23 protein-coding genes are annotated in these 23776 nt (G+C 45.2%); 5 read left to right on the top strand and 18 right to left on the bottom strand.

The window, feature by feature from the left end; genetic code table 11:
* Positions 1-7: 7 nt before the first annotated feature.
* The 7 genes from AC0L6N_RS08275 to AC0L6N_RS08305 all read right to left on the bottom strand — a co-directional run bounded on the left by AC0L6N_RS08275 (position 8) and on the right by AC0L6N_RS08305 (position 8929).
* Entirely contained in the window at positions 8-1234 is a 1227-nt protein-coding gene (locus AC0L6N_RS08275; RefSeq protein ID WP_473480430.1) for an allantoate amidohydrolase, read from the bottom strand.
* Positions 1234-2421: a pyridoxal-phosphate-dependent aminotransferase family protein gene (locus tag AC0L6N_RS08280; RefSeq protein WP_198136287.1), complete on the bottom strand. Its 1188-nt coding sequence runs from the start codon at positions 2419-2421 to the stop codon at positions 1234-1236. The genes AC0L6N_RS08275 and AC0L6N_RS08280 overlap by 1 nt, the downstream gene beginning before the upstream one ends.
* A 96-nt stretch (positions 2422-2517) precedes the next feature.
* Positions 2518-3339, bottom strand: a complete 822-nt coding sequence (locus tag AC0L6N_RS08285) for a sulfite exporter TauE/SafE family protein (RefSeq protein WP_473481284.1) — start codon at positions 3337-3339, stop codon at positions 2518-2520.
* A gap of 61 nt (positions 3340-3400) precedes the next feature.
* On the bottom strand, positions 3401-4987 hold the full coding sequence (locus tag AC0L6N_RS08290) for a gamma-glutamyltransferase family protein (RefSeq protein WP_473480432.1): 1587 nt from the start codon (positions 4985-4987) through the stop codon (positions 3401-3403).
* Between the two features lie 2 nt (positions 4988-4989).
* Entirely contained in the window at positions 4990-6207 is a 1218-nt protein-coding gene (locus AC0L6N_RS08295; RefSeq protein WP_473480434.1) for an amidase, read from the bottom strand.
* 350 nt (positions 6208-6557) lie between these two features.
* Positions 6558-7967: a class II fumarate hydratase gene (locus AC0L6N_RS08300; protein ID WP_473480436.1), complete on the bottom strand. Its 1410-nt coding sequence runs from the start codon at positions 7965-7967 to the stop codon at positions 6558-6560.
* Between the two features lie 143 nt (positions 7968-8110).
* Positions 8111-8929, bottom strand: a complete 819-nt coding sequence (locus AC0L6N_RS08305; protein WP_011574865.1) for a MurR/RpiR family transcriptional regulator — start codon at positions 8927-8929, stop codon at positions 8111-8113.
* 320 nt (positions 8930-9249) lie between these two features.
* On the opposite strand from AC0L6N_RS08305, the gene cobB reads away from it, so the two are divergent.
* The 5 genes from cobB to AC0L6N_RS08330 all read left to right on the top strand — a co-directional run bounded on the left by cobB (position 9250) and on the right by AC0L6N_RS08330 (position 12973).
* Complete coding sequence (gene cobB, locus AC0L6N_RS08310; protein WP_473481286.1) at positions 9250-9969, top strand: Sir2 family NAD+-dependent deacetylase; 720 nt, start codon at positions 9250-9252, stop codon at positions 9967-9969.
* Complete coding sequence (locus AC0L6N_RS08315) at positions 9970-10605, top strand: LysE family translocator (RefSeq protein ID WP_473480438.1); 636 nt, start codon at positions 9970-9972, stop codon at positions 10603-10605. It abuts the gene before it with no gap.
* A gap of 103 nt (positions 10606-10708) precedes the next feature.
* The gene (locus AC0L6N_RS08320) at positions 10709-11452 is read left to right on the top strand and encodes a hypothetical protein (protein WP_473480440.1); all 744 of its coding nucleotides are present in this window, start codon (positions 10709-10711) and stop codon (positions 11450-11452) included.
* Positions 11445-12305, top strand: coding sequence for a glucosaminidase domain-containing protein (locus AC0L6N_RS08325; RefSeq protein ID WP_473480442.1), 861 nt, complete (start codon positions 11445-11447; stop codon positions 12303-12305). Before AC0L6N_RS08320 ends, AC0L6N_RS08325 begins: the two co-directional genes overlap by 8 nt.
* Entirely contained in the window at positions 12302-12973 is a 672-nt protein-coding gene (locus tag AC0L6N_RS08330; protein ID WP_473480444.1) for a DUF2987 domain-containing protein, read from the top strand. Before AC0L6N_RS08325 ends, AC0L6N_RS08330 begins: the two co-directional genes overlap by 4 nt.
* Before the next feature lie 218 nt (positions 12974-13191).
* On the opposite strand, the gene AC0L6N_RS08335 is transcribed toward AC0L6N_RS08330, so the two are convergent.
* The 11 genes from AC0L6N_RS08335 to ccoN all read right to left on the bottom strand — a co-directional run bounded on the left by AC0L6N_RS08335 (position 13192) and on the right by ccoN (position 23653).
* Positions 13192-14175, bottom strand: coding sequence for a patatin-like phospholipase family protein (locus tag AC0L6N_RS08335; protein WP_473480446.1), 984 nt, complete (start codon positions 14173-14175; stop codon positions 13192-13194).
* A gap of 10 nt (positions 14176-14185) precedes the next feature.
* Positions 14186-15142: a tRNA 2-thiocytidine(32) synthetase TtcA gene (ttcA, locus tag AC0L6N_RS08340; RefSeq protein WP_473480448.1), complete on the bottom strand. Its 957-nt coding sequence runs from the start codon at positions 15140-15142 to the stop codon at positions 14186-14188.
* A 364-nt stretch (positions 15143-15506) separates the two neighbouring features.
* Complete coding sequence (gene uspE / locus AC0L6N_RS08345) at positions 15507-16442, bottom strand: universal stress protein UspE (protein WP_011574873.1); 936 nt, start codon at positions 16440-16442, stop codon at positions 15507-15509.
* Between the two features lie 162 nt (positions 16443-16604).
* The gene (locus AC0L6N_RS08350) at positions 16605-17267 is read right to left on the bottom strand and encodes a sulfite exporter TauE/SafE family protein (protein WP_473480450.1); all 663 of its coding nucleotides are present in this window, start codon (positions 17265-17267) and stop codon (positions 16605-16607) included.
* Positions 17254-17502, bottom strand: a complete 249-nt coding sequence (gene ccoS, locus AC0L6N_RS08355; protein WP_473480452.1) for a cbb3-type cytochrome oxidase assembly protein CcoS — start codon at positions 17500-17502, stop codon at positions 17254-17256. The genes AC0L6N_RS08350 and ccoS overlap by 14 nt, the downstream gene beginning before the upstream one ends.
* A 17-nt stretch (positions 17503-17519) precedes the next feature.
* On the bottom strand, positions 17520-19895 hold the full coding sequence (locus AC0L6N_RS08360) for a heavy metal translocating P-type ATPase (protein WP_473480454.1): 2376 nt from the start codon (positions 19893-19895) through the stop codon (positions 17520-17522).
* Positions 19895-20404: a FixH family protein gene (locus tag AC0L6N_RS08365; protein ID WP_011574877.1), complete on the bottom strand. Its 510-nt coding sequence runs from the start codon at positions 20402-20404 to the stop codon at positions 19895-19897. The genes AC0L6N_RS08360 and AC0L6N_RS08365 overlap by 1 nt, the downstream gene beginning before the upstream one ends.
* Before the next feature lie 71 nt (positions 20405-20475).
* Complete coding sequence (gene ccoP, locus AC0L6N_RS08370; RefSeq protein ID WP_006993929.1) at positions 20476-21429, bottom strand: cytochrome-c oxidase, cbb3-type subunit III; 954 nt, start codon at positions 21427-21429, stop codon at positions 20476-20478.
* On the bottom strand, positions 21422-21595 hold the full coding sequence (locus AC0L6N_RS08375; RefSeq protein WP_006993928.1) for a CcoQ/FixQ family Cbb3-type cytochrome c oxidase assembly chaperone: 174 nt from the start codon (positions 21593-21595) through the stop codon (positions 21422-21424). Before AC0L6N_RS08375 ends, ccoP begins: the two co-directional genes overlap by 8 nt.
* Position 21596: 1 nt before the next feature.
* The gene (ccoO, locus tag AC0L6N_RS08380) at positions 21597-22202 is read right to left on the bottom strand and encodes a cytochrome-c oxidase, cbb3-type subunit II (RefSeq protein WP_011574878.1); all 606 of its coding nucleotides are present in this window, start codon (positions 22200-22202) and stop codon (positions 21597-21599) included.
* Positions 22203-22213: 11 nt separating this feature from the next.
* Entirely contained in the window at positions 22214-23653 is a 1440-nt protein-coding gene (gene ccoN, locus AC0L6N_RS08385; protein ID WP_011574879.1) for a cytochrome-c oxidase, cbb3-type subunit I, read from the bottom strand.
* Between the last annotated feature and the right edge of the window lie 123 nt (positions 23654-23776).

Genomic DNA, 23776 nt, shown 5'->3' on the forward strand with positions numbered 1-23776 from the left:
GGCTTGCTTATGCATAATTTTGTAAGAATGCAAACATGACTTTCAGTGCGATTTCTATATCTGGCACCTCTATCGCTTCGCCAGGATGATGACTTAATCCTTTTTCGCAGCGCATAAACAGCATAGCAACGGGGCATACATCAGCCATGGCCATGGTGTCATGCCCAGCACCAGATGCGAGCGTAAAAGGCAGAACTTCACTAGTTTTACACGCATTCAACAATTGTTGCTGCAAATTCTCGTCACATTTTACCGCTGGCGCTTGGTGCGTTGGCGCGATATCCATTTTTACACGTCTTTTCTGTGCGATAAGGTTTAATTCATCAATGATGAGTTTTAAGGTCTCATCCCTTAGGGCGTCATCAATACTGCGTATGTCTAAGCTAAAAGTGGTCGCGCCTGATATAACATTAACCGCACCTGACAAACATTTTAGATGACCCACAGTCGCCACTATGCCTTTTTCTGTGGCCAAACGCTCAATGGCTAAAATCATTTCACTCGCTGCAGCAAGTGCATCTTGGCGCATGGGCATGGGGACTGTCCCCGCGTGACCTGCTAAGCCTTTTAGGGTGATAGCAAAACGTTTTGCTCCAGCAATGCCATTGACCACACCAACGGCTAAATCGTTGTCTTCAAGTACTGGGCCTTGTTCGATATGAAACTCGAAAAAGTCGCTGACATTAGATTGGCTGCGGGATGCGTTGTGTACTTCGGCAATATCAAGCCCAGCATCGAGAAACGCTTGGGTCAACGACACACCATTTTCATCAGTCAAATCGTTCCATTTTTCTTGCCACGTACCGGCAACCGCACAGCTACCTAATAAGGTTGCTCCAAATCGTGTGCCTTCTTCGTCACCAAACCCCACTAATTCTAGATGAAAAGGTAACTCGATATGATGATCATGTAGATAATGAATTAAGCTCAATGGCGCCAATACACCTAAGATCCCATCGTATTTTCCGCTATTGGGCACGGTATCTAAGTGGCTACCTATGACTAACGTTTTGGCATCAGGATGACTACTTGGATAACGCCCCCATTGATTGGCGGCTGCATCTTGCCAGGTTTCCATGCCTGCTTGTTCCATCCATAAAGCCACCTGGCGGTTAGCTTGTAAATGCTCAGGCGTTAGGTACTGCCGGTCAATACAATCCGGGTCTTGACTAAAATGGGCGAGCACATCACAGCGCTCGTATGTTTGAATAGCGTAGGGGGCTAATGTGGTCATTAACCTTTCCCGCTGTACACAGAGAACGCGCTATCAATGGCTTGGCCAGCCTGTAATGTGTGGCCGGCTCTGCGCAGTAAGGTTTCAAGGGATTGCAACGTATGCAATACCGTGTCCTGACGAGCGTTATAACCCATGGTGCCGATACGCCAAATCTTACCGTGTAGCGGCCCAAAGCTCGTGCCGATCTCTATATTAAAATCGTGCAGTAATTGATGACGAATTTGTTCACCATCGACACCCTGTGGAATATAGACCCCGACCACGTTGTTCATCTTGTGACGTAAGTCCCCAAAAGGTTTCAGGTTCATCCCTTGAATACCAGCCAGCATGGCATTTCCGTGTAATTCATGACGGGCGATGGACGCTTCAACGCCTTCTTCTAACAAATTTATCGCGCATTCGCGGGCACAATAAAGCATGGACGTTGCTTCGGTGTGATGGTTTAAGCGCTCTTCTCCCCAGTAATCAAGGATCATGGGAATATCAAAGTAGTTCGAACGAATGCGGCTACCATTGCCGGCATTATGATGATCGGCTTTTATGCCGGCCTCAACATGTTGACGCCCGCGGACTAATTCGACGTAACGTTCGCTTAGTGTAATTGGCGCACTTCCACTGGGGCCGCCTAAACATTTTTGTAAACCAACGGACACTGCATCTAATTGCCATTTATCGGTTTCAAAAGGGTTGCCGCCAATGGAGGCGGTGGCGTCTGAGTAAAAAATGACATCATGGCGACGGCAAATTTCACCTATGTGCTCAAGCGGCTGCAACATGGTAGTAGAGGTGTCACCTTGCACTAAAGCGAGGACTTTAGGTTGAACGCGCTTAATCGCCTCTTCAATTTGCTCAGGCTCGAATATTTCGCCCCATGTGGCTTCAATGCAGTGCACATCTGCGCCTGCTCGTTCGGCAATTTCTTTAAGTAAATGCCCGAAACGACCAAAAATGGGTACCAGAACTTTATCTCCTGGTTCGATGCATGACACTAAAACAGCTTCAATTCCAGCTCTTGAGGTACCGTCAATCAATAGCGTAGCCTTATTTTTGGTCATAAACACATCACGATATAAACTCATGACTTCGTTCATATAACCGGTCATAACTGGGTCGTACTGACCGATCAGTTGCGTAGACATGGCACTCAACACCCGGGGATAACAGTTTATTGGTCCAGGGCCCATTAGCAGGCGAGGAGGGGGAGTAAGGTGTTTCACTATGCGTTGCGCTCCAAGGTAAACATTAAAAGATAAAATTAAAAATGGGTTTTACTCACACCGTTATATAAATAACTGTGCAAGCATGCGTGTGCCGGTGATGAGTAACACCACGGCGAAGATTTTTTTCAACATATTGGCATCAAGTTTAGAGGCGATACCTGCACCGATAGGCGCGCAAATAACGGTTAACGGCACAATGCAAGCAAAGCCTACAAGATTGATGTAACCGAAAGTGCCAAGTGGTGCATCTTGCGGTGTTTGGCCGAAAATCAGTAAGTAAAGTGCAGCAGGAAACGAGATGATCAGGCCAATCGCAGCAGCCGTGCCCACGGCCTTGTGGGCAGGATAATTAAAAGCGGTTAAAATCGGCACGGATAACGTGCCGCCACCGATGCCTACCATTGAACTGAAAAAACCGATACAACCTGCGATAATAGATTGACCTATACGGCCAGGTAAGCTATCCGCTAGCGCTGATTTTCCTGTTCTGAACAACATGTTAAGGGCAGATAGCGTCGCTACGATCCCAAATAAGGTTGTTAGGTATCGGCCATCTACTTTGGTCACAAGCCAACTGCCAATCAGTACGCCAATTAAAATCAATAACCCCCATTGCTTGAGTAAGTCTGCATCAACATTGCCTTTTTTGCGGTGTGAGCGAATCGAGCTGATAGAGGTCGGAATAATGGTTGCTAAGGAGGTGCCTGTTGCAATATACATGGCACTTTCTGGGCTGACACCGAAGGACTGGAACAAGAAAAACAACACGGGTACGATCACTATTCCGCCGCCCACACCAAGCAATCCTGCCAGTAAACCTGCGAAAATGCCTGTGCCGATCAATGCGGCGATTGTTGGCAGGTTGTTTAACACTAATTCCATCATTTTATTATTCGTCTCTATAAAGTTGTAAAGTATGTTTTCAGTTATGCGTGTAGCGCGATTACTCTAAAGTGTGTGCTGCAAATGCGTTTCCGTCACTGCGAGGGTCGGTGGCAGCTGTTACCGTATTGTCAGGTCGTTTAACAACCGCGCCAGCGTGACCCATTAATTCATTACATGAATCAACCAGCGCAATATCATGACCTTTAGCTATGAGTTCGTTTTGAATAGTATTTGCTAAGTCTTGCTCAATTTTCAAATTGTGACTCTCATCACCCCAAGTTCTGCCAAGTAACCAGCGACCTAAGCGAATAGATTCAGGCAACGACTTTTGTTGATAAATATAGCGCGCGAACAAGGCGGCTTGTGTTTGAGGTTGGCCTTCGCCGCCCATGGTGCCATAGCTTAAGCGTCGACCGTCTTTCAGCTCAGCAAAGGCAGGGTTTAAGGTATGAAATGGTTTCATGCCTGGGGCCAGTTCTTGCAAGTTATCAGGGGTTAACGAGAATGATGTGCCACGGTTATTCCACACAATCCCCGTTTGTGGCGAGACAACACCACTACCAAATTCCCAGTAAATACTTTGGATGTAACTAACCATTCGGCCTTCACCATCACATGCTCCCATCCATATTGTGTCTCCGGGTTTCGCTTGATGTGGCCAAGGTAACGCGTGTTCAAGGGTGATGTCAGCTAGCATACTATCTAGTGATTCTGCCGATAGCAGGCTTTGCAACTCGACGTTCAAGCGACTGGCATCACCGACAAATTGATTGCGCTTGATAAAGGCTTGCTTTGTGCACTCCACTAACAAATGCACAAACTCGGCTTCTGTTGTGGCCAAGTGTTGTACTTTATCGAATAAAGCCAGTATTAATAACGAAGCAACGCCTTGAGTAGGGGCCGGTAAGTTGTATAAGGTACCTACGGATGTGGTTACCGAGAGCGGCTCAACAATTTTAGCTTCGTAAGCGTTAATATCTTCAAGGGTGATAGGGGAGCCGGCTGCGTGCAAATCTTCTGCTAACGCCTGGGCTATTTCGCCTTGGTAAAAATCCTGCAATCCATTTTCTGCTAATTTGTTCAAGGTTTTTGCGATGGTTGGCAGTTTTAGGATCTTCCCTTTTTTCAAACTCTTACCTTTGATCAAAAATTGTTCAAAGTGAGGGATTGTTGATAATTCCTCGAAGGTTTTTTCACTGGCGTCTTGCAAACTTTGTGTGACTTCGATACCCCATTCAGCTTGGCCTATCGCTGGGGCGAGTAGTTCACTCAGCGGCAAAGGTGTTTGCCATGTTTTACTGATCTCCAGTGCTTTATGCCAACCTGCGACAGCGCCTGCCATGGTCAACGCGGCTTTAGAACCTCTTGAAGGAATAGCAGATTGCCCAGCGTAATAACTAAGAGTAGCGTTTTTACACGCCGTACCGCTGGCATCAATCGCTATGGGGGCTTTTCCGGGCTCACTGATTAGCCAAAAGCCGTCACCGCCCATGCTGTTCATGTGTGGGTAGACCACTGAAATAGACGCAGCAGCAGCCACCATGGCTTCTATGGCGGTACCACCATGTTGCAAGACATTTTGTCCAACTTGACTCGCTGCGTAATGTGGCGCTGTAAATGCGACAGGTTTTGATGTGTTACTCATTATTATTCATTCTCTAAAAGCATGCGTGCGATTTCGATTAACTGTTTGTCATGATTTTTTTGGCCAATTAATGAAAATCCAATAGGCGCCTGCGGGTTAATGGCTAGCGGAATATGTAACTGAGGTAGACCACATAGACCTGCAATACAGGTAAGGTTCATCAGGGTATTCCGATAAGTGGCTAATTGTTCACTCGGCGTATTTATTAGTGGCGCGGCGCCGGGCGTTGTTGGTAAAAATATCACATCGCATTGACTAAATAGATGTTGGATGTGAGAAATAAATTGTTTTTGTTTTTTCTTTGCATTTTGCTGCTGATCTTCAGTGATAGTGGCACACCATTCGAATCGCTCTTGTATATCAGGAGCAAAGGTAGGTTTTTGCTCTGTTATCCACTGCCCATGGGTTTGCCAGATTTCATAGCCTTGCAAGATACGAAAGGTTCCGCTGGCCTGTGTTAATAAATCTGAAGATAAACCGGAGGATAGAGTGCACTGGCGCTTAACCATTCTATTGTACGCAGTACCCAGTGTGTCAGAGTATTCACATTGGGCGGCTAACTCTTCAGCGAAGCCGATTTTAGCGTCTTTCACTGAGCAAGGTGTTTGGTCGTCGTCCTTGTTAAGCAATACCTGCGCGACCTTATCTAAGGTCGATAAATCCCGGGTTATCCAACCCACAGTATCAAAACTCGGTGCAAGGCTGACCATATGCTCACAGCTAACACGCCCATGCGTGGGGCGCAAACCAAACAAGCCGTTATAGCTAGCCGGTACACGTATTGAGCCACCGGTATCAGTGCCCAAACCTACTTGTGCGCTGCCTTCGCGCACAGCCACTGCCGATCCACTTGATGAGCCTCCGGGCAGTCTATCTGGTGCGGATATATTAAATGGCGTGCCGTAATGAATATTCTGGCCATTTAAGCTATACGCCAATTCGTCGGTGATGGTTTTACCGACTAAAGATGCACCGGCATGTAAAAGAGCGTTAACTGCAGGCGACGTTTGCTGCGGTGTAGGGTGGCTCGCTAACCAGTCTGGATTCCCAGCGGTGGTGGGTAATCCCTTAATATGAAATAAGTCTTTAACCGCTAACGACACACCGTTGAGGGATGCATCGCTGCTTTGCTTGTTTTGGTCTGATTCTTGGCCGGGTTCTTGGTTTAGTTGTAATACGTATGGTGTCTGACTGATAAAATGCGATGCAGCGTTACTCATATAAACTTAGAAAGTTGACCAAATGGTCCTATATGAAACAAATGTTTCATCAAATAGTCAAGAGAAACATGTGTAATATTTACTATATCGGGATCATTATGCGCTGAATATAAAATAACCGCGATAAATCAGCGGCTAAAGAGCAATGAACTGAAACGTGAGCGAGCCACAAGGCTTGAAACGAAATAGGCATAAATCATCGTTTATTAGGTTGAGATCATACTGAGTGGGTGCTGCTCTTAGCGAAGGGGGCTACTCACAATAGATGGGAACACCGCGCAGGCGCTACTGTGGATTGCGCCACTTGAGGAAGGCCTCATTAAACCTGCGCGGTTTCGTCGATACGTTAATTAAGTCATCGATTTAGGATCGAGTAATTTTTCTAGTTCCTCCCGAGGAATGTCTGTCACTTGTGCGGCAACATCAATGACTGGGCGTTTTTCCTCATACGCCGCTTTGGCAATCAATGCGCCTTTCTCATAACCCACTCTATTGTTTAATGCTGTAACTAATATGGGGTTCATGCTGATTGATTCGGCCATACGATCACTGTTGGCCCTCATAGTGACAATCGCTTTATGGGTGAGGGCGTTAATGCCGTTACTCAAGATGGAAATGCTGGTTAACAAGTTGTACCCAATAAGAGGTAGCATGGTATTTAGTTGAAAATTACCTGACTGGCCTGCAATCGTGATGCTTTGGTGATACCCCATGACTTGTGCGCACACCATAGCCAAAGCTTCAGGTATAACGGGGTTCACCTTCCCCGGCATGATGCTACTTCCTGCTTGCAGTTTATCTAGCGCTATTTCCCCAAGTCCAGTCAGTGGGCCGCTGTTCATCCACCTGAGGTCATTGCATATCTTCATTAAGCTTACTGCCAGCGTATTGAGATGTCCGCTGACTTCAACCGCTGTGTCTTGACTGCTGATGGCAGAAAAATAATTATCCACTGGCATAAAACGCAGGCCAGTTAATTGACTTAAATGGCGACACGCAGTGGCGGCAAAATCGCGGTGGGTATTGATCCCAGTGCCGACGGCTGTGCCCCCTAATGCCAATGCGGAAATACGCGGTAACACTTCAATTAGCCGGCTAATTGATTGTTGAATCTGCTTGCTCCAACCACTTAATTCTTGGCCCAGGGTGATCGGCATAGCATCCATTAAATGAGTGCGACCTGTTTTCACCGTATCTCGATACAAAATGCTTTTGGCATCAACAGCTGATTGTAAACTTTGCAATCCAGGTATTAAGTGCTGGCTTAGGGCTAATGTTGCGCTTACATGAATAGCGCTAGGGATAACATCGTTTGAACTTTGCCCCATGTTCACATGATCGTTAGGGTGTACATGCCTGCCAAGTTTTCGTTCGGCTAAGCTCGCAATAACTTCGTTGGCGTTCATATTGGTGCTGGTGCCAGATCCTGTTTGATACACATCAACCATAAATGCGTTATCGTGATCGCCTTGTGCAACCTCCATAGCAGCGCGCTGTATGTCGATGGCTATTTCACTGTCTAACCCAGCTACTTCAGCATTGGCATACGCCGCGCTTGCTTTTAGTAAGGCTAACGCATGAATGAACTCACTTGGCATGGGCGTGCCGCTTATTTTGAAATTATCTAACGCGAGGGAAGTTTGCTCTTTATATAGCGTTTCCGGTGCTTGAGTGTCGCCAGATAAGGTCTCAGATGATGAACTTAGTGAAGTTAGATGTTCTGGAGATGAATCAGCGTTCTTGTCACGTGGGCTATGCATAGGTGTTCCTTACAGTACTGTAGGGGAATAAAAATTATCTACAGTAGACCTTGGTGTGAATAGATGGTTTTCAAGGGAGCAACTGCTTATTTACTCATTGTCAGCCTTAAAGCCAAGCCATCATGCAGCCCACCACGTAGTCTTTAGCGTTTTTCTAGCTCGTCTAACTCTTCATACAAAGAAGAGATTTCACTGATGCGACGATCAGCGGTTTTATCAAGCAAGGTGAAGACTTGATTGCAGATAATTGATATCACACTCATGGGCGCTGCATAGCTATCTAAGGCTTGCTCTTGCCCTAGTTGACAGATTATCAATTGCTTCACTTGATCAGCATAAATTTGCCCCGAGGGATCGGCTAATAAGGCCACGTTGTGGTGTTGAATTTTATCCAGTAAGGGTTTAAATATTTTAGGTCGGCGGCGAAAGCCAACCAGAATAACCAATTCGTCTTCACTTATATCTCGTAATTCTTCACTTAAAGTTTGCCCTGGTTGGGGTAATAAGCGCACTTTGCTGCGGATCTGCAGCAATTGCTGCCTAAAATGCAGTGCAACTGGATAGCTATTGCGAAAACCAATGAGGGTAATTCGAGACGCCTGGCAAATAGATTGGATCAGGCCATTTAACTGAGTCTGATCAAGATTGCTCCACGTCTGCTCTATGCGCTGGATCTCCCGATTAAGGGCTCCTCCCTGATCAGACTCCATATACATGGGGTAACCATTGGCGCGAAACGTGTTCAGCTCTTGTTTGGCGTCATGATGTGAGTCATAGCCTAATTGGCGAAAAAAACGACTCACCGTGGCTTTAGACGTTTGTGTCTTTTCGGCGATTTGCGCCACAGAACAACTGAGAACATCTAACGGGGTATGCTGTAAATGATCGGCAATTAATCGGGCATTTGGAGAAAGGCCTTGATACTGCTGTTCAATGCGCTCAATGAAGGGTATTTTTGCCAAAATGTCGCGTTCATTATAATAAGTGGCTGTATAGCTTATACCAATTTGTTGTTATAAAGGAACCATTGCTCCACTCAGTTGCTCTTTGCAGCTTGAAGAATTCGCCCGGTAATTTGATCGATACCCTATAAATGACCATTAGAATTTTTGGTGTATTTGACGGCAATTGTATCCCTAGGTCGATGAAACCTAGCTACCCTAACCACGCGATGATAGCGCTTAGAAAGCCATAAGGTTAAAATAGGCCATTGCATTCATTTAGATACACCTAATAGAGAGCGTTCCTAGTGTTTGAAAGAGGATCTCAATTTAGCCCTACGATGGCAGCTGAGGGTTGGCCAAAAATCGTTATTTTAACAGGGGCAGGCATTTCAGCGGAATCAGGTTTAAAGACGTTCCGCGATAATAACGGATTATGGGAAGAGCATTCAGTACAGGATGTTGCAACGCCAGAAGCCTTTGTTCGAAACCCTGAATTGCTCTATCGATTTTACAACCAGCGCAGAGCGCAATTGCAAAGTGACAATGTAAAGCCGAATGCAGCACATATTGCACTTGCTCAATTAGAATCTGTACTACCTGGTCAAGTATTGGTGATTACCCAGAACGTTGATGACTTGCATGAGCGGGCAGGAAGTAAAAATGTATTGCACATGCACGGTGAGTTATTATCTGCTCGCTGCTGCCATAGTCAACGCCGCTTTTCGATGAAAAACCAGTTTGATGGCAACAGCCGATGTAAATGTTGTACACCAAGCCAAAATATTAGACCGGATATTGTCTGGTTTGGTGAAATGCCCTTTTATATGCAGGAGATAGAGCGTTCAGTGCAAGAGGCCGACGTGTTTATATCCATCGGTACGTCAGGCAACGTTTATCCTGCAGCGGGTTTAGTGCAAATAGCGAATGAATATGGAGCACATACTGTTGAGCTTAACTTAGCGCCAAGTGAGGGGAATAATAATTTTTTAGAGGCGTACTACGGTTTAGCCAGTGATGTCGTACCTAACTACATAAAAAAATATATTAAGGGTAATTAAATGGAGCTGAGTCTTTATTGGGGCGAGTTCTTAACAATCGCCGGGGTACACTTGTTGGCAGTGGCAAGTCCAGGTCCAGACTTCGCAATTGTGCTAAAGCACAGCATCAGTTATGGTCGGCGCATCGCGATGATAACCAGTGTGGGGGTCGGCACTGCGATACTCTTGCATGTGACTTACTCTTTGCTGGGTATTGGTCTGCTGCTCAAAACGAACCCTTTGGTTTACACCATATTTAGTTATTTAGCAGCGGCTTATCTAGTCTATATCGCGATAGGCGCACTTAAAAGTAAGGCGCCAGATAACACTGCACCGGTGTCGGCCAACGTGACACAAAGCACCATCAGTGACAAAAAAGCATTTGCTGTGGGATTTTTAACGAACGGATTGAACCCCAAGGCAACCTTGTTCTTTTTATCGGTATTTGCTGTGGCTGTATCAGCCGAAACGCCAAGCAGTATCAAATTGGTCTATGGATTGTATCTCGCAGTAGCAACAGGCGTATGGTTTTGCTTCTTGTCATATTTACTTGGCACGCGAAAAGTCCGTGCCTTTATTCGCCAATATAGCCATTGGTTTGACCGCATCATGGGGGGAGTTCTTTTGCTGCTGGCAGCAAAATTAGTCATGACGTAAGCTAGATAAGCGCGCGTTTGCGTTCGTCGTTGACGCGTCTATCTTCGCAACTTTTCTGCATTTCAGATAAAATAATTAAGTCGTAAGAGCAAAAGGTAATTTGGTGGAACAAAACAATAAAAACACACTGGGCGGTGATATTAATCAATCGTTGTCTGGCGATACGCAGCTAGATCTCAATGCGTGCGTTAAAGAAGGCTGGTTACTGTCAAAACGTCACTTTTATCGTATTTTGCAAGGGGCATTATTCACCTTAGGCATGATCCTGCTGTTGCTGATGTTGATAGGTCGATTCGTCAGCATTGAAGAATTACAAAACCCGTCGGTGTCCCTCAGTTTCGGCCTAAACTTGCTTTTTACACTCATTACCACGCCGCTTATCACTGCGCTAATGATGATGGGGATTGGCCATAGCGTTGGCCTACAAGTGGCCTTTATGAGCTTGGTAAAGCGAATGGCGGGGTCGGCTATGTTGATTTTCTGTGCTTTGATGCTAGGTGCTCTCGTCAATTTGGGATTGGGCTTATATATTTTGCCTGGGATATATCTGGCTATGTCCACCGGATTTACCCTAATTCTTTTAGTTGAAAAGAAATACCGACCCAGCCAAGCCATATTGGTATCAATGCGCGTGTTTAATCGCTATTGGTTGCCGTTGAGCCAGTTTTATATTGTCTCTTTTGTCCTCTTTATTGCAGGCCTGTTTACCTTTGGTATTGCGCTTGTTTGGATTGTGCCTTGGTATCTTCATACTAAAGGCGTGTTGTACCGTACTTTGTTTGGTGTTGAAGTCAGTGGCCAACCTTCGGATAAAACAGACAATAAAGACTCGGTTTTTTATGCATAACACCCATAAAACATATCAAAAATTTCGATATTTTGCAGTCGCATGTGGCCTGTTCGCCATTATGTATATTGCCGATGATTATTTTAAAAACCAATTACCTGATACTGCACTGCAACTCAGTGACGATGAGATGCGTATTTTAATTGATGATATTGGCCGGCAGTCTCAAGCTTCCCCTCATTCCCTTGAGGCCAAAAAAATCCCAAACTTCAAAAAATATGATGACGTCATTGAAAAGAAGCGTGCATTTTTCGCCTATTTATTACCTGAAATACAACATCAAAATACGGTAACATTGATTAAGCGCCGCGCGGTCAAAAGCATCGCCCAACAACTTGAAGCGCATCATACTTTAAGCCCCTTTACTGTTAAATTGCTGAAAAATATGCGCCGCGAGTACAAGATTGACAAGGGTCTGACAGATCTTCAAGCGACAGCAGTGTTGCTGCATCGGGTAGATATGATCCCCCCTGAGCTGGTGCTCATTCAAGCGGCTAACGAATCAGGATGGGGCACATCTCGCTTCGCCAGAAAGGGCTATAACTTCTTTGGCTTGTGGTGTTTTAAAAAAGGTTGCGGTTTTGTTCCTAAGCGCAGAAATGAAGGCACTGTGCACGAAGTGGCAAAATTTAAAGACTTATCCCACGCAGTTAAAACCTATATCAGAAACCTAAACCGACATTATGCTTATAAGGAACTACGGGATATTCGCGCTGACCTTCGCGCTCAAGATAAAACAATTACCGCTAGCGCGTTAGTGCATGGCTTGCAAAGCTATTCAGAGCGCGGCCAAGATTATATCGATGAATTATTAAGCATGATGAGAGTCAATAAAGAGTACATGAATTTATGAAAAAGTGGTTATTAGTCGCTTGGGTCATACCAAGCTGCTTCGCAGTAGCGCAACAACAAAGTCACAATCAATCATCAATCGCGAAAACGCCTACATTAAATGTTGAGTACAGCAGTTTTTACAGTCATGTGCGCAAATTGGATGACAAAGATACCAGTGCTCTACAATTTGCGTTTGGCTTCAAGCACGTGCAGAGCAAAGCGCTTTGTCATATTACTCAGGCGTATATTCACACTCAAAAGCAGGATATTCCACTCACGGTTACAAACGAACAACGCTTTACTGTACCTAGCGAAAAAGCCTTGAATATGGCGAAAGCCCAAGTCGCGTTAACGTTGACTGAGCCTGCGAATCAATGTGATATGTCAGTGCAGCTTGAAACCAAGCCAGAGTGGCTAAAAAGGCAATATACTGCAGACGAATTAGCAACCTTGTTCACTCAATACCAAACTTTCTTTGATGACATGGGCAGTTTTCTGTCGTTTCTGATGCCCTCTGTCGATGGGCTAGTCGTGCACTTCTCTGACCTTTCCCTCAACAAAACGCTTGCGGACGGTGCTGTAATCGAACATGGCAGTTTGCACCTTTCTAAGGACTGGTTGAACGAGAAACACAGCTTGGAATTACCGCTTTCACCGTTACGCATAACCGCTAAGACCACTAAGTAAGCTGGTTTTTATATTAAATGTCTGTTTTATAAAGGCTAGTGAAGATGCTAGCCTTATAAGCGGATAATCTGTGATGCTATGAAGCAAAAAAGTATACAATCGACACCATGCTAGGCAAAAAGCTAACATATTTAGTCATAAATCAGATGCCAAATCGCTTCAGGTAAACGCGTTAACGCAACCACTGTAAACGGCTCATTAGTAGTGTGTTGTCTGAACTAATCTAAGCGTAATTGATAGCGAATTTGATCAGCAATACGCTTTACACTGTTTCGACCTTCTTCAATTAGTTCTCCCGCCCGGTAGAACTCCATCATGCCGAAATCACGTAGTTGTGGCTCTATCAGAATATCAGGGGGATTACCGGCTAAACGTGAACGGGTGACACGTGCTTGTAATATATCTAAAGAGCCAGCCATAACACCTATCATGCTGGGGGGATGGTTTTTAGCCGCCCGGGGGCGAGCTGCTTCACTGTGAAGCTCCACATCATCTTGATCATCAGGTTTTCTGTCTTCATTAATGTCTTTGCTGTCTTTGTCTTTCTTATCGCTTTTGAACCATTTTGACAGTGAGTTTTGACTTTTACTGAACATGTCTGAGATTTTTTGTTGATTGCGCTCACGTTCTTTTTCGTTGTTATCCATAGCTTGTGGCCGAAAATCAGCACTGAGGTTAACGGCAAAAACGATATCTGCACCTAAATGACGACATAAGTTTACGGGGACCGGGTTAACCACACCACCGTCAACTAGCCAGCGGTCGTTGAAGGTTGTAGGGGGGAATAAGCCTGGAATAGCACAAGACGCGCGCACCGCATCAACCACAGAGCCAGTTAAAAAATTGATTTCTCGGCCGCTGTATAAATCGGTTGCGACACAAGCAAATGGTTTACATAGCTCTTCAAACGTTTCTTCACTGAAGTTATCTTGCAATGCTTTGAAAACTTTCAAACCGCTGACTAAACCGCCGCGGTACAAGCCGACCCCCATTAAAGCGAACACTTGCCACTCGGTTAAACTGCGAACCCACTCTTCTAATGGGTCTAGTTTGTTCGACGAATAGGCTGCGCCAACGTAAGCACCAATTGAGCAACCGGCAACCACATCAATTTTTATCCCTAGCTCTTCAAGCGCTTGGATCACACCTATGTGTGCCCAGCCACGAGCGGCTCCACTGCCGAGGGCTATTCCTATCTTCAATGTGTGGCTCCTAATCTATTCGTGTAATGGGGACTGCCAAGGTATCCACTTTTGTTACGGGCGTTAGTTCAAGGGGATCAAACGCGGTATCGCCTTCAATGCTTGTGCTGTTGCTGTGGTCAAGATCATTGAAATTAAACGCACCAGGGTCTGCTAGATGTGACGGCACGACATTCTGCAGCGCCTTAAACATGGTTTCAATACGACCAGGAAATTGCGTATTCCATTGCGCTAACATTAGTTTAACTTGCTTACGTTGTAAGTTTTCTTGAGAGCCGCATAGGTTACAGGGGATAATAGGGAAGCCTGATAAAATCGAATAATCCGCAATATCTTGTTCAGCACAATAGGCAAGGGGGCGGATCACCACATTGCGGCCATCATCACTGGTTAACTTGGGTGGCATAGATTTTAAACGTCCATTGTGAAACATGTTCAAGAACAATGTTTCGAGCATATCATCCCGGTGGTGACCCAAAGCGATTTTTGTGACGCCCATTTTAATCGCGTTGGAATACAAAATTCCGCGACGCAAACGTGAGCAAAGCGAGCAAGTCGTTTTTCCTTCAGGCACCTTATCAACGACGATTGAGTATGTATCTTCTTCGATAATGGCGAAGTCTACGCCTAGGCTCTCAAGATAATTTGGTAAAACGTGCTCGGGAAAGCCTGGTTGTTTCTGGTCTAGGTTTACAGCAATAATCGAAAAGCTAATCGGGGCAGCCTTTTGCATATGTAACAACATGTCGAGCATGGTGTAACTGTCTTTACCCCCTGATAAGCACACCATGACTTTGTCGCCTTCTTCAATCATATTAAAATCAGCGATGGCTTGACCGGTTTTACGACGAAGTTTTGTTGTGAGTTTTTTTAGGCGCTTGTCGTTTTGGTCTGTCGCATCAATGTGTGATGAGGTGAGGTGCTTACTTGGCGCGGTGTCAGGTTTGGTACTAGAAACATGGTTCATGGATTAGGCAACTGTTGGATAATAAAAAGAAAGTACCAGCGGATTATAGCGAAGTTATTGGTTTAATTTAAGCGACATTCACTTGCTGAAGCACAAAGGTGCTTATCGTATCCTCAAATTTTTGAGCACTATTTCTGAAGAGGTCAAATCGTTTTGGTCGATTTCAAAAATCTCAGTTTCATTGAGTTTGAGCGAAACACGCTTAAATTGCCCATTTTTACCGAAAGTGCCCTCAAGCGGTATGTGCTAACAGCCGATGACCTAGATAAAACACGCTGGACCCCAAGTACAAAGGGTATTCTAATGTAATACTAAGCAACCTTCGCGGCGGTCTAAAGAAGTGGACTATCACTCATTATTCTTTTCAAGAACAGTCCACCGGGGACTCGTAGCCGTCAGGTTTGATGGCCAGTACGTCACAATTTAGCTTATCAATGACATGTTCAGCAGTATTGCCGATCAATACCCCTGAAATACCTTGACGCCCAACAGTGCCAAGGATCACAAGCTCAGCATCAATTTTTTCAGCAAGGGCAGGGATAACGTCTTCTGGTAATCCTTCTTCAATATGACTACATATTTCAGGAATGGCGTGTTTTTGAGCGTGTCGCGTCATGGCACCTTGATGATGGTCTTTGACTGAATCACTGTACACTTGTGGGTCAAACTCAGGAATTTCGATGGCAATGTTAACTGGCGTGCCGGGATACGCATTGACTAAATGCACTTCTGCTGAGAGTAACCCAGCAAACGCTTTGGCAGTGCGTGTTACGCAATCGTTGAGGGCGGTATGGTCGTCATCTTCAACACCCACGCTAACAGCCGCAAGTACTTTGCCCCCTGTGGGCCAATCATGATCTTTAACCAATAAAACCGGCACAGGGCTTTTTCGCATAATGTGCCAATCTGTGGGGGTAAAAATAACCGCTTTGAGGGTGTCATTGAGTTGCGTGCCTTTCACGATCAGGTCGTAGTCATGTTTGATAACCCGGCAAATAATGCTTTCCCACGCGCGATTATGCCACTCTACATTCAGATCAATTTTAATTCCGTGTTGTTTCTCAATGGGCGCTACCATTTCAGCGAGCCAAGCGCTCTTGTCTTCAATCACAGCGAAACGCATATTTTCGCGTTCGTCAGTGGACAACATAGTGGTCATTTCGTATGACAAGTCATAAATGGGTAAAAACGCAGTGATTTTGGCGCGGGTTATTTGCGCGATTTCGATGGCACGCAAAAGCGATTTTTGCTCTTCGTCTTCAGGATCGATAACTGCGAGTATTTTTTGATATTTCATCATTATTCTCCGTCGCTGATGTGACACTTTGAGTGTATGAGAGTAACGTTATAATTGCCATTTAAGTTACTATTTTACTGATTTAACGCAAGTTATTTTGATAAAAGGCGATGTGTTAGTTAGAAACAGTAGGTGAAAACGAGTATGGTTATCGACGTCAACAGATTAGGCATAAGCTTGCCAAAGCATATATAGCCCGAACACCAGCAAGCATATTGCAACCACTTGACGGGTTTTAGGGGCCGCTAAAATCTGTTTAATCGATTCTACGCCCGCCGCCATAACCACCAAAGCCGGTAAAGTGCCCAAACCAAAGAACAGCATGACTAAAGCGCCATTTATAGAGTTACCACTGGCTAGACTCCAAGTCAGTGTCGAGTAGACCAAGCCACAGGGAAGCCAACCCCAAATAACGCCATAGGGAAGGGCATAGAGCGGGTTTTTAAAGGGCAATAATGCTTTGGAAAGTGGGCGAATGTGGACCCAAAGTTTTGCTCCAACCCTTTCTACATAATGTAAACCCCGCCACCAGTTCCCCACATAACAGGCCATTGCAATAAGAAATAGGGCACTTATAGTGTGTAGCAGTGGTATGGCTTTTAATATTTCAGCTCGCTCAACAATACTGCCTAAATAGCCTGTCAGAGCACCTAAAGCGGTATAACTGGCGATACGACCAATATTGTAAGTTAGAACATAAGGCCACTGCTTTGCCCCTTTTGGCACCGCAAAGCTGAAGGCGCTGACAACGCCACCGCACATACCAAAGCAATGCACACTGCCAGCTAATCCGATTAAAAAGGCCGAAGCAATACTAAGGCTGTTCATTGTCACTCTGGGTTTCTTTGCCTTGGGAGCGGCTCTTTTGCTCAGTGGCGTCTTGCGGTTGGCTCGTCTGGCGCTTTTTCGTTGAATCGGATTTTATATCATCGTCGAAAAGTATGCTGTAGCCATGGCGCTCTAAATCTTCAAATTGGTTACTTTTGACCGCCCAGAAAAAAATCCCGATGGCAAGAGCGACAATGATAATAGCAAGCGGGATTAGGATATAAATGATACTCATGATGAAGCCTTAGGTGTTTATTTAAGTAACCGCACGGAATTAATCACAACAATAATGGAGCTAAGGGACATACCAATGACTGCCATCCAAGGCGTGAGAACTCCGCTCACGGCTAAGGGCAGTACCAGCATATTGTACCCTAAGGCCCATGCCATATTTTGTCTGATTTTTTGTTTGCAGCGCTGGGCCACAATGAATACATCGGGCAGCTTACCTAACGCATTTTTAAGCAAAATGATATCTGCCGATGATTTTGCTAAATCAGCTCCGGCACCTAAGGTGACAGCCACATCAGCTTGGGCCAATACTGGGGCATCGTTTATACCGTCGCCAATCATCAACACGCTATGCTCGTTTGCTTGTAATTTTTGAACGTAAGCTAGTTTATCTTGTGGCGTTTGTTGAGCTAGCCAATTTGAAATGCCGATATCTGATGCGATTTGACTTACATTTTTTTGATTGTCACCACTTAATAACGTGATGTCTTTGCGGCTCATTCGCAACAGCATATCCGGTACATCAGGTCTAAGTGTATCGCTTAGCTCAAATCCGCAGACTAGGTCACCGTCGATATGCATGAGCACACTGCTGCTTTTTAAGGCCGGATCATTAGGGAGGTCACGGCTATGGGCTGCACTTATTTCTACGTGTTTGTGATTAACGTTCGCACTCACACCTTCACCCAACGTAAAGCAGAACGCCTTCACATCAGAGAAAACCGGATATGCTTCAAACGCTTTAGCAATAGGATGCTCAGAATATTGTTCTACACTGTGAGCGTACGTAAGAAGCGTTTCGTCATCGAATAAAGAAATATTATGTATGGCCGCTAGTGACACTTCGCCTTCAGTTAAGGTGCCGGTTTTATCTAATACAATATGATCTACCTGCGTCAGTTGTTCTAGGACATCGGAGCGCTTCAACAGCACCCCTTGTTTGTTCAAATTTGCCATAGCAAATGATAACGCCGAGGGCGTTGCTAGGCCTAGCGCACAGGGGCAGGTAGCGATAAGTACCGAAATAGCAATCCAAAATGCATCAGGATCACCTTGTAACCACCAATAAATAAAACTGCCAGATGCAAAAAACAGTACTGCGACAACGAAGTACTGGGAGAATTGGTCTGCCATGGCGGCAATTCTTGGTTTGTTGGCCATGGCTTGCTCTTGCAAACGGGCAATTTGATTGACTAAAGCGTATTTAAATTGTGAGGTGACTTTTAAGGTCAAAGTACCGCTTTTGTTGATAGTGCCGCCGTATGCCGCATCGCCAACAGTTTTATTGACTGGGTAGAATTCTCCCGTCAGCAGCGATTCATCAACTTGCGCCTGCCCGCTTAGCACAGTGCCATCGATAGGCACGGTTTCGCCAGCCTTAACTAAAATAACATCGTCGAGCTGCAGTGATTTTGCAAGCGTTGGCTGAATTTCGTTTTCTACCATCAAATTTGCAGTGAGGGGAATATATTGCAGCATATTAGCCGAAATTTGTGCTGCTTTGTGCCGCGCCTGATGCTCAATAAAACGGCTCACGAGTAACAGGAAGATAAACATACAAACGGACTCAAAATACACCTGCCCCTGTTCGAATACTGTCGCCCAAACGCCAGAAAAATAGGTGCCGAGGAGCGCTATTGACACGGGGACATCCATGTTCACGCTTTTGGCCCTGAGGGCTTTAAAGGCACTTTGATAAAACCCCGCACCCGAATAGAACACCACTGGCGTGCTCAACACCAGACTGATCCAATTGAAAAATGAGCTAGTTTCCCTCTCTAAATCACCAAATAAATCAAAATACACGCCTATTGCAAGCATCATAACTTGCATTGTCATCAAGCCAGCGAGCCCAATACGTTTCAATTGTGCTTTGTGAGATTGTTGAAATAGGGCCTCGTGCTGTTCTTGTTGAAAGGGGCTAGGGTGATAACCAATACGTTCAATGGATGCCATGATCTGGCTCAAGCTTAACGCGTCAGAATACCAACTGACTAATGCGCGGTTCGCCGTAACGTTAACAGAGACTTGCTTAATGCCGCTGACTTTTGATAACTGCTTTTCAATTAACCAACCACATGCAGCACAGCTGATCCCACTCAAGCTAAGTTGAATTTCGCTGATATCACCTTGATGAACAACAAAATCTTGTTGGATACTCTGTTCGTCGAATATGGATAATTGCTCGAGTGTGTCTTGAATATTGTCATTGGCTTTTACCCCAGGCTCGGTACGAAATCGGTAATAATCGTCTAAGCCATTCTCTACGATGGCTTGGGCGACCGCTTGGCAGCCTGGGCAACACATTTGTCGCTCTTGGCCTAAAACGGAGACGTTATATTTATCGCCATCTACCGCAGGTAGGCCGCAGTGGTAACAAGATACGCTGTCAGTCATTAGGGATTAAAAGCTATGCTGTCGTCACTTGGAAAAGAAAGTGTCTGTTGAATCTTCCATACTTGATCGTGTGGCATCAATGCTACCTGCCATTTACCGGTCAAGTCATTTTCAGCACTGCCACGATAGATGCCTTGAGCATCGCGAAACAAATCAATGGTTTGATCTTTAGGCGCCTGCGTGACGTGATAAAAGGCTAAACGCAAAGCTGCACCGGTTTGGGGAGCACCGCTGATAAAACGTACACTGACATCTTTTTCAGTGACGTTAAGCTCAGTTTGAATGTTAAGGGCTTTTGCAGCTTGAATTTTCTCAAGGCTAATATTGATTGCTTTACCTTGTTTATAATAATCATCGACTACCATGGCGTCTTGTCCGTCAAACGCGAAACGCAGCATATTAAAGCTTAGAATCATGGAGCACACTGGAATGGTAATAAGAAACCACGGCCAGAATTGTTTATACCATTTTTTGTTATCTGTAATGGACGGCTCAGAAGTAGGGGACATAACAACCTTAAATAAATGATGTATATAAAAAAGCCTCGCACAAGCGAGGCTTATTCTAACCGAAAACGGTGCTATTTATCTTGCGATAAACTGTAAACATATGCTGCAACCAAGTGAATTTTCTCATCGCCCAAGGTTTTCTTGAATGATGGCATTACACCGTTACGACCATAGGTTAAGGTTTCCGTTACCGCTTTGTGGCTGCCGCCATATAACCAAATATTATCGGTTAAGTTCGGCGCACCAAGTGCTTGATTACCTTTACCGTCAGGACCATGACACGCTGAACAGATAGCAAAACGAACTTTACCTTTCTCAGCTAAGTCTGGGTCAACCTGACGTCCGCTTAGGCTCAATGCATACGCAGCAACTTCTTCAATGCCTTTTTCACCCATAGACGCTAGCTGTGCCGGCATCGCTGCTTGGCGGCCCAAGGTCAAGGTTTCAATAATTTTGGCAGGCGTGCCGCCATATAACCAATCGTGATCCGTTAGGTTAGGGAATCCGCGCTGACCGCGAGCATCAGAACCGTGGCACTGTGAACAGTTTTGGCTAAACAAGCGCTGACCCACTTTTAACGCTTCAGGATCTTTCGCTAATGTTTCGATAGGTTGCTTTGCATACGCATCAAAAATAGGTGCGAAACGCTCTTCGGCAAAATCTAATTCGCGGTCGTATTGAACGATGTCGCCATTTTCTTTTGCATCAATGCGAGCTTGTTCAGACTCCGCCAGTGAACGTATATCTTGGTTAGAACTCTTCCAACCTAGCACACCTTCAAAACTACCTAGCCCAGGGTAAAGTATGAAGTACAAGAAGCCCCAAACGATGGTGGCGTAAAACATAATTGTCCACCAGCGAGGTAACTGATTGTTGATTTCGATGATGCCATCAAATTCATGATGCATATCTTCACCTTCAGCAACGCCGGTTTTATTGCTTAAACACCACCGCAATAACAAAAAACATCCAATAATTGTTCCCAGTGTAATAACTGTGATCCAAATGCTCCAAAAGCTACTCATGTGTGCCTGACTCCCGCTTTTCTTTTTTGTCCTCATCAGCAAAAATCAAATTGGCGGCTTCGTCGAAGCCGGCCTTAGAACGTTTGCTGTAGGCCCAAATAACAATACCTATAAATACAACGAATACGATTAGGGTAAATATGGTTCCTGTAATTGCGTAATCCATATTACTTCAACGCAGTTCCAAGAGACTGTAGGTATGCAACCAACGCATCAATCTCATATTTACCTTCAACCGCAGCTTTCGCCCCTGCAATATCTTCGTCGGTGTAAGGCACACCAAAGTCACGAAATACAGCAAGTTTTTTCGCCGTTAAATCGCCCGAAAGCTGATTTTCAAATAACCACGGAAAACCAGGCATATTCGATTCAGGTACCACATCACGTGGGTTTCTTAAATGAACACGGTGCCATTCATCACTGTAGCGACCACCCACACGGGCCAAATCAGGACCTGTGCGCTTGGAGCCCCACAGGAATGGGTGTTCCCAAACTGACTCACCAGCAACAGAGTAGTGGCCGTAGCGTTCAGTTTCAGCTCGAAAAGGACGGATCATCTGGCTATGACAACCAACACACCCTTCTCGAATGTAAATGTCACGACCTTCCATTTCTAGGGCAGTGTACGGCTCAAGACCATCCACTGGTTTCATTGTTTGTTGTTGAAACATTAACGGGGTAATTTCAACCATGGCGCCAAAACTGATGGCGACCAAAATTAAGATTGTTAATAAACCAACGTTCTTTTCTACTATCTCGTGTGCATTCTTCATCTATGCGACTCCTACGCTGGTTGAACTTCGGCGTCTGAACGAGCAGTCTCGTCTTCAGACTTAGAACGGATGGTCATGTAGCAGTTGTAAGCCATAATCAGCATACCAACGACAACAAAGACACCGCCTAGGAAGCGTACAAAGTAGAAAGGTTTAGACGCTTCAAGCGCTTCAACAAAGCTATAGGTAAGTGTGCCATCAGCATTCACCGCGCGCCACATTAGACCTTGTAGTACACCTGACATCCACATCGCCACTATGTATAACACCACGCCAATTGTCGCTAACCAGAAGTGAACGTTGATAAGGTAGATGCTGTGCATTTTGGGTTTATTAAATAGCACAGGAATAAGGTGGTAAATAGAGCCGATAGACACCATAGCTACCCAGCCTAATGCACCTGAGTGAACATGTCCTATAGTCCAGTCAGTATAGTGAGACAGTGCATTAACCGTTTTGATTGCCATCATCGGGCCTTCAAACGTAGACATCCCGTAGAATGACAATGAAACCACTAAGAAGCGCAAAATGGGATCGGTGCGCAGTTTATGCCAAGCGCCTGATAGGGTCATAATACCGTTTATCATGCCGCCCCATGAAGGAACGAACAGGATGATGGACATCACCATACCGACAGATTGGGTCCAATCTGGCAAGGCAGTGTAATGAAGGTGATGAGGACCAGCCCAAATGTAAAGTGAAATCAAAGCCCAGAAGTGAACAACTGACAAACGGTAAGAGTACACCGGACGTCCAGCTTGCTTAGGTACGAAGTAGTACATCATCCCTAAGAATCCGGCTGTTAAGAAGAAACCAACAGCGTTGTGTCCATACCACCACTGCATGATGGCATCTACCGCACCAGCATACATTGAATAAGATTTAAACAACGAAACGGGCACGGCCATACTGTTACCAATGTGAAGTACAAGCACGGTAAGGATAAATGCACCGAAGAACCAGTTGGCTACATATATATGAGAAACCTTTCGGATAATCATCGTTCCGAAAAAGTTAATCATGTATGCGGACCAAACTAATGCGATGAGGATATCGATAGGCCACTCTAATTCAGCGTATTCTTTGGTTGAGGTCAAACCCATAGGTAAGGTGACTACCGCCGAAAGAATAACCGCTTGCCATCCCCAAAAAGTGAATGCCGCGAGCTTGTCACTGAATATACGTACCTGAGAGGTACGTTGAACCACATAAAATGAGGTTGCCATCAATGCACACCCACCAAACGCGAAAATAACGGCATTGGTGTGTAAAGGCCTTAAACGTGAAAACGTTAACCATGGTGTGTCAAAATTAAGGGCTGGCCAATATAACTGGGCCGCAATAAACACGCCTAACGACATGCCAATAATGCCCCAGACGACCGTCATAACTGCAAACTGACGAACAACTTTGTAGTTGTAGTCAGGGTGTACTTGAATCGCTTCACTCATTTTAATGAATCTTCCACTTCAATAAGGATGTATGTGTGTCTCGTGTGTGTTCTAGCGCATGTTCGTTTTGTGTATAAGTACATCATTTAAGGTAAGCAATACCCATACACAAAATTAGCATGC

Source organism: Paraglaciecola sp. G1-13 (assembly GCF_055809255.1).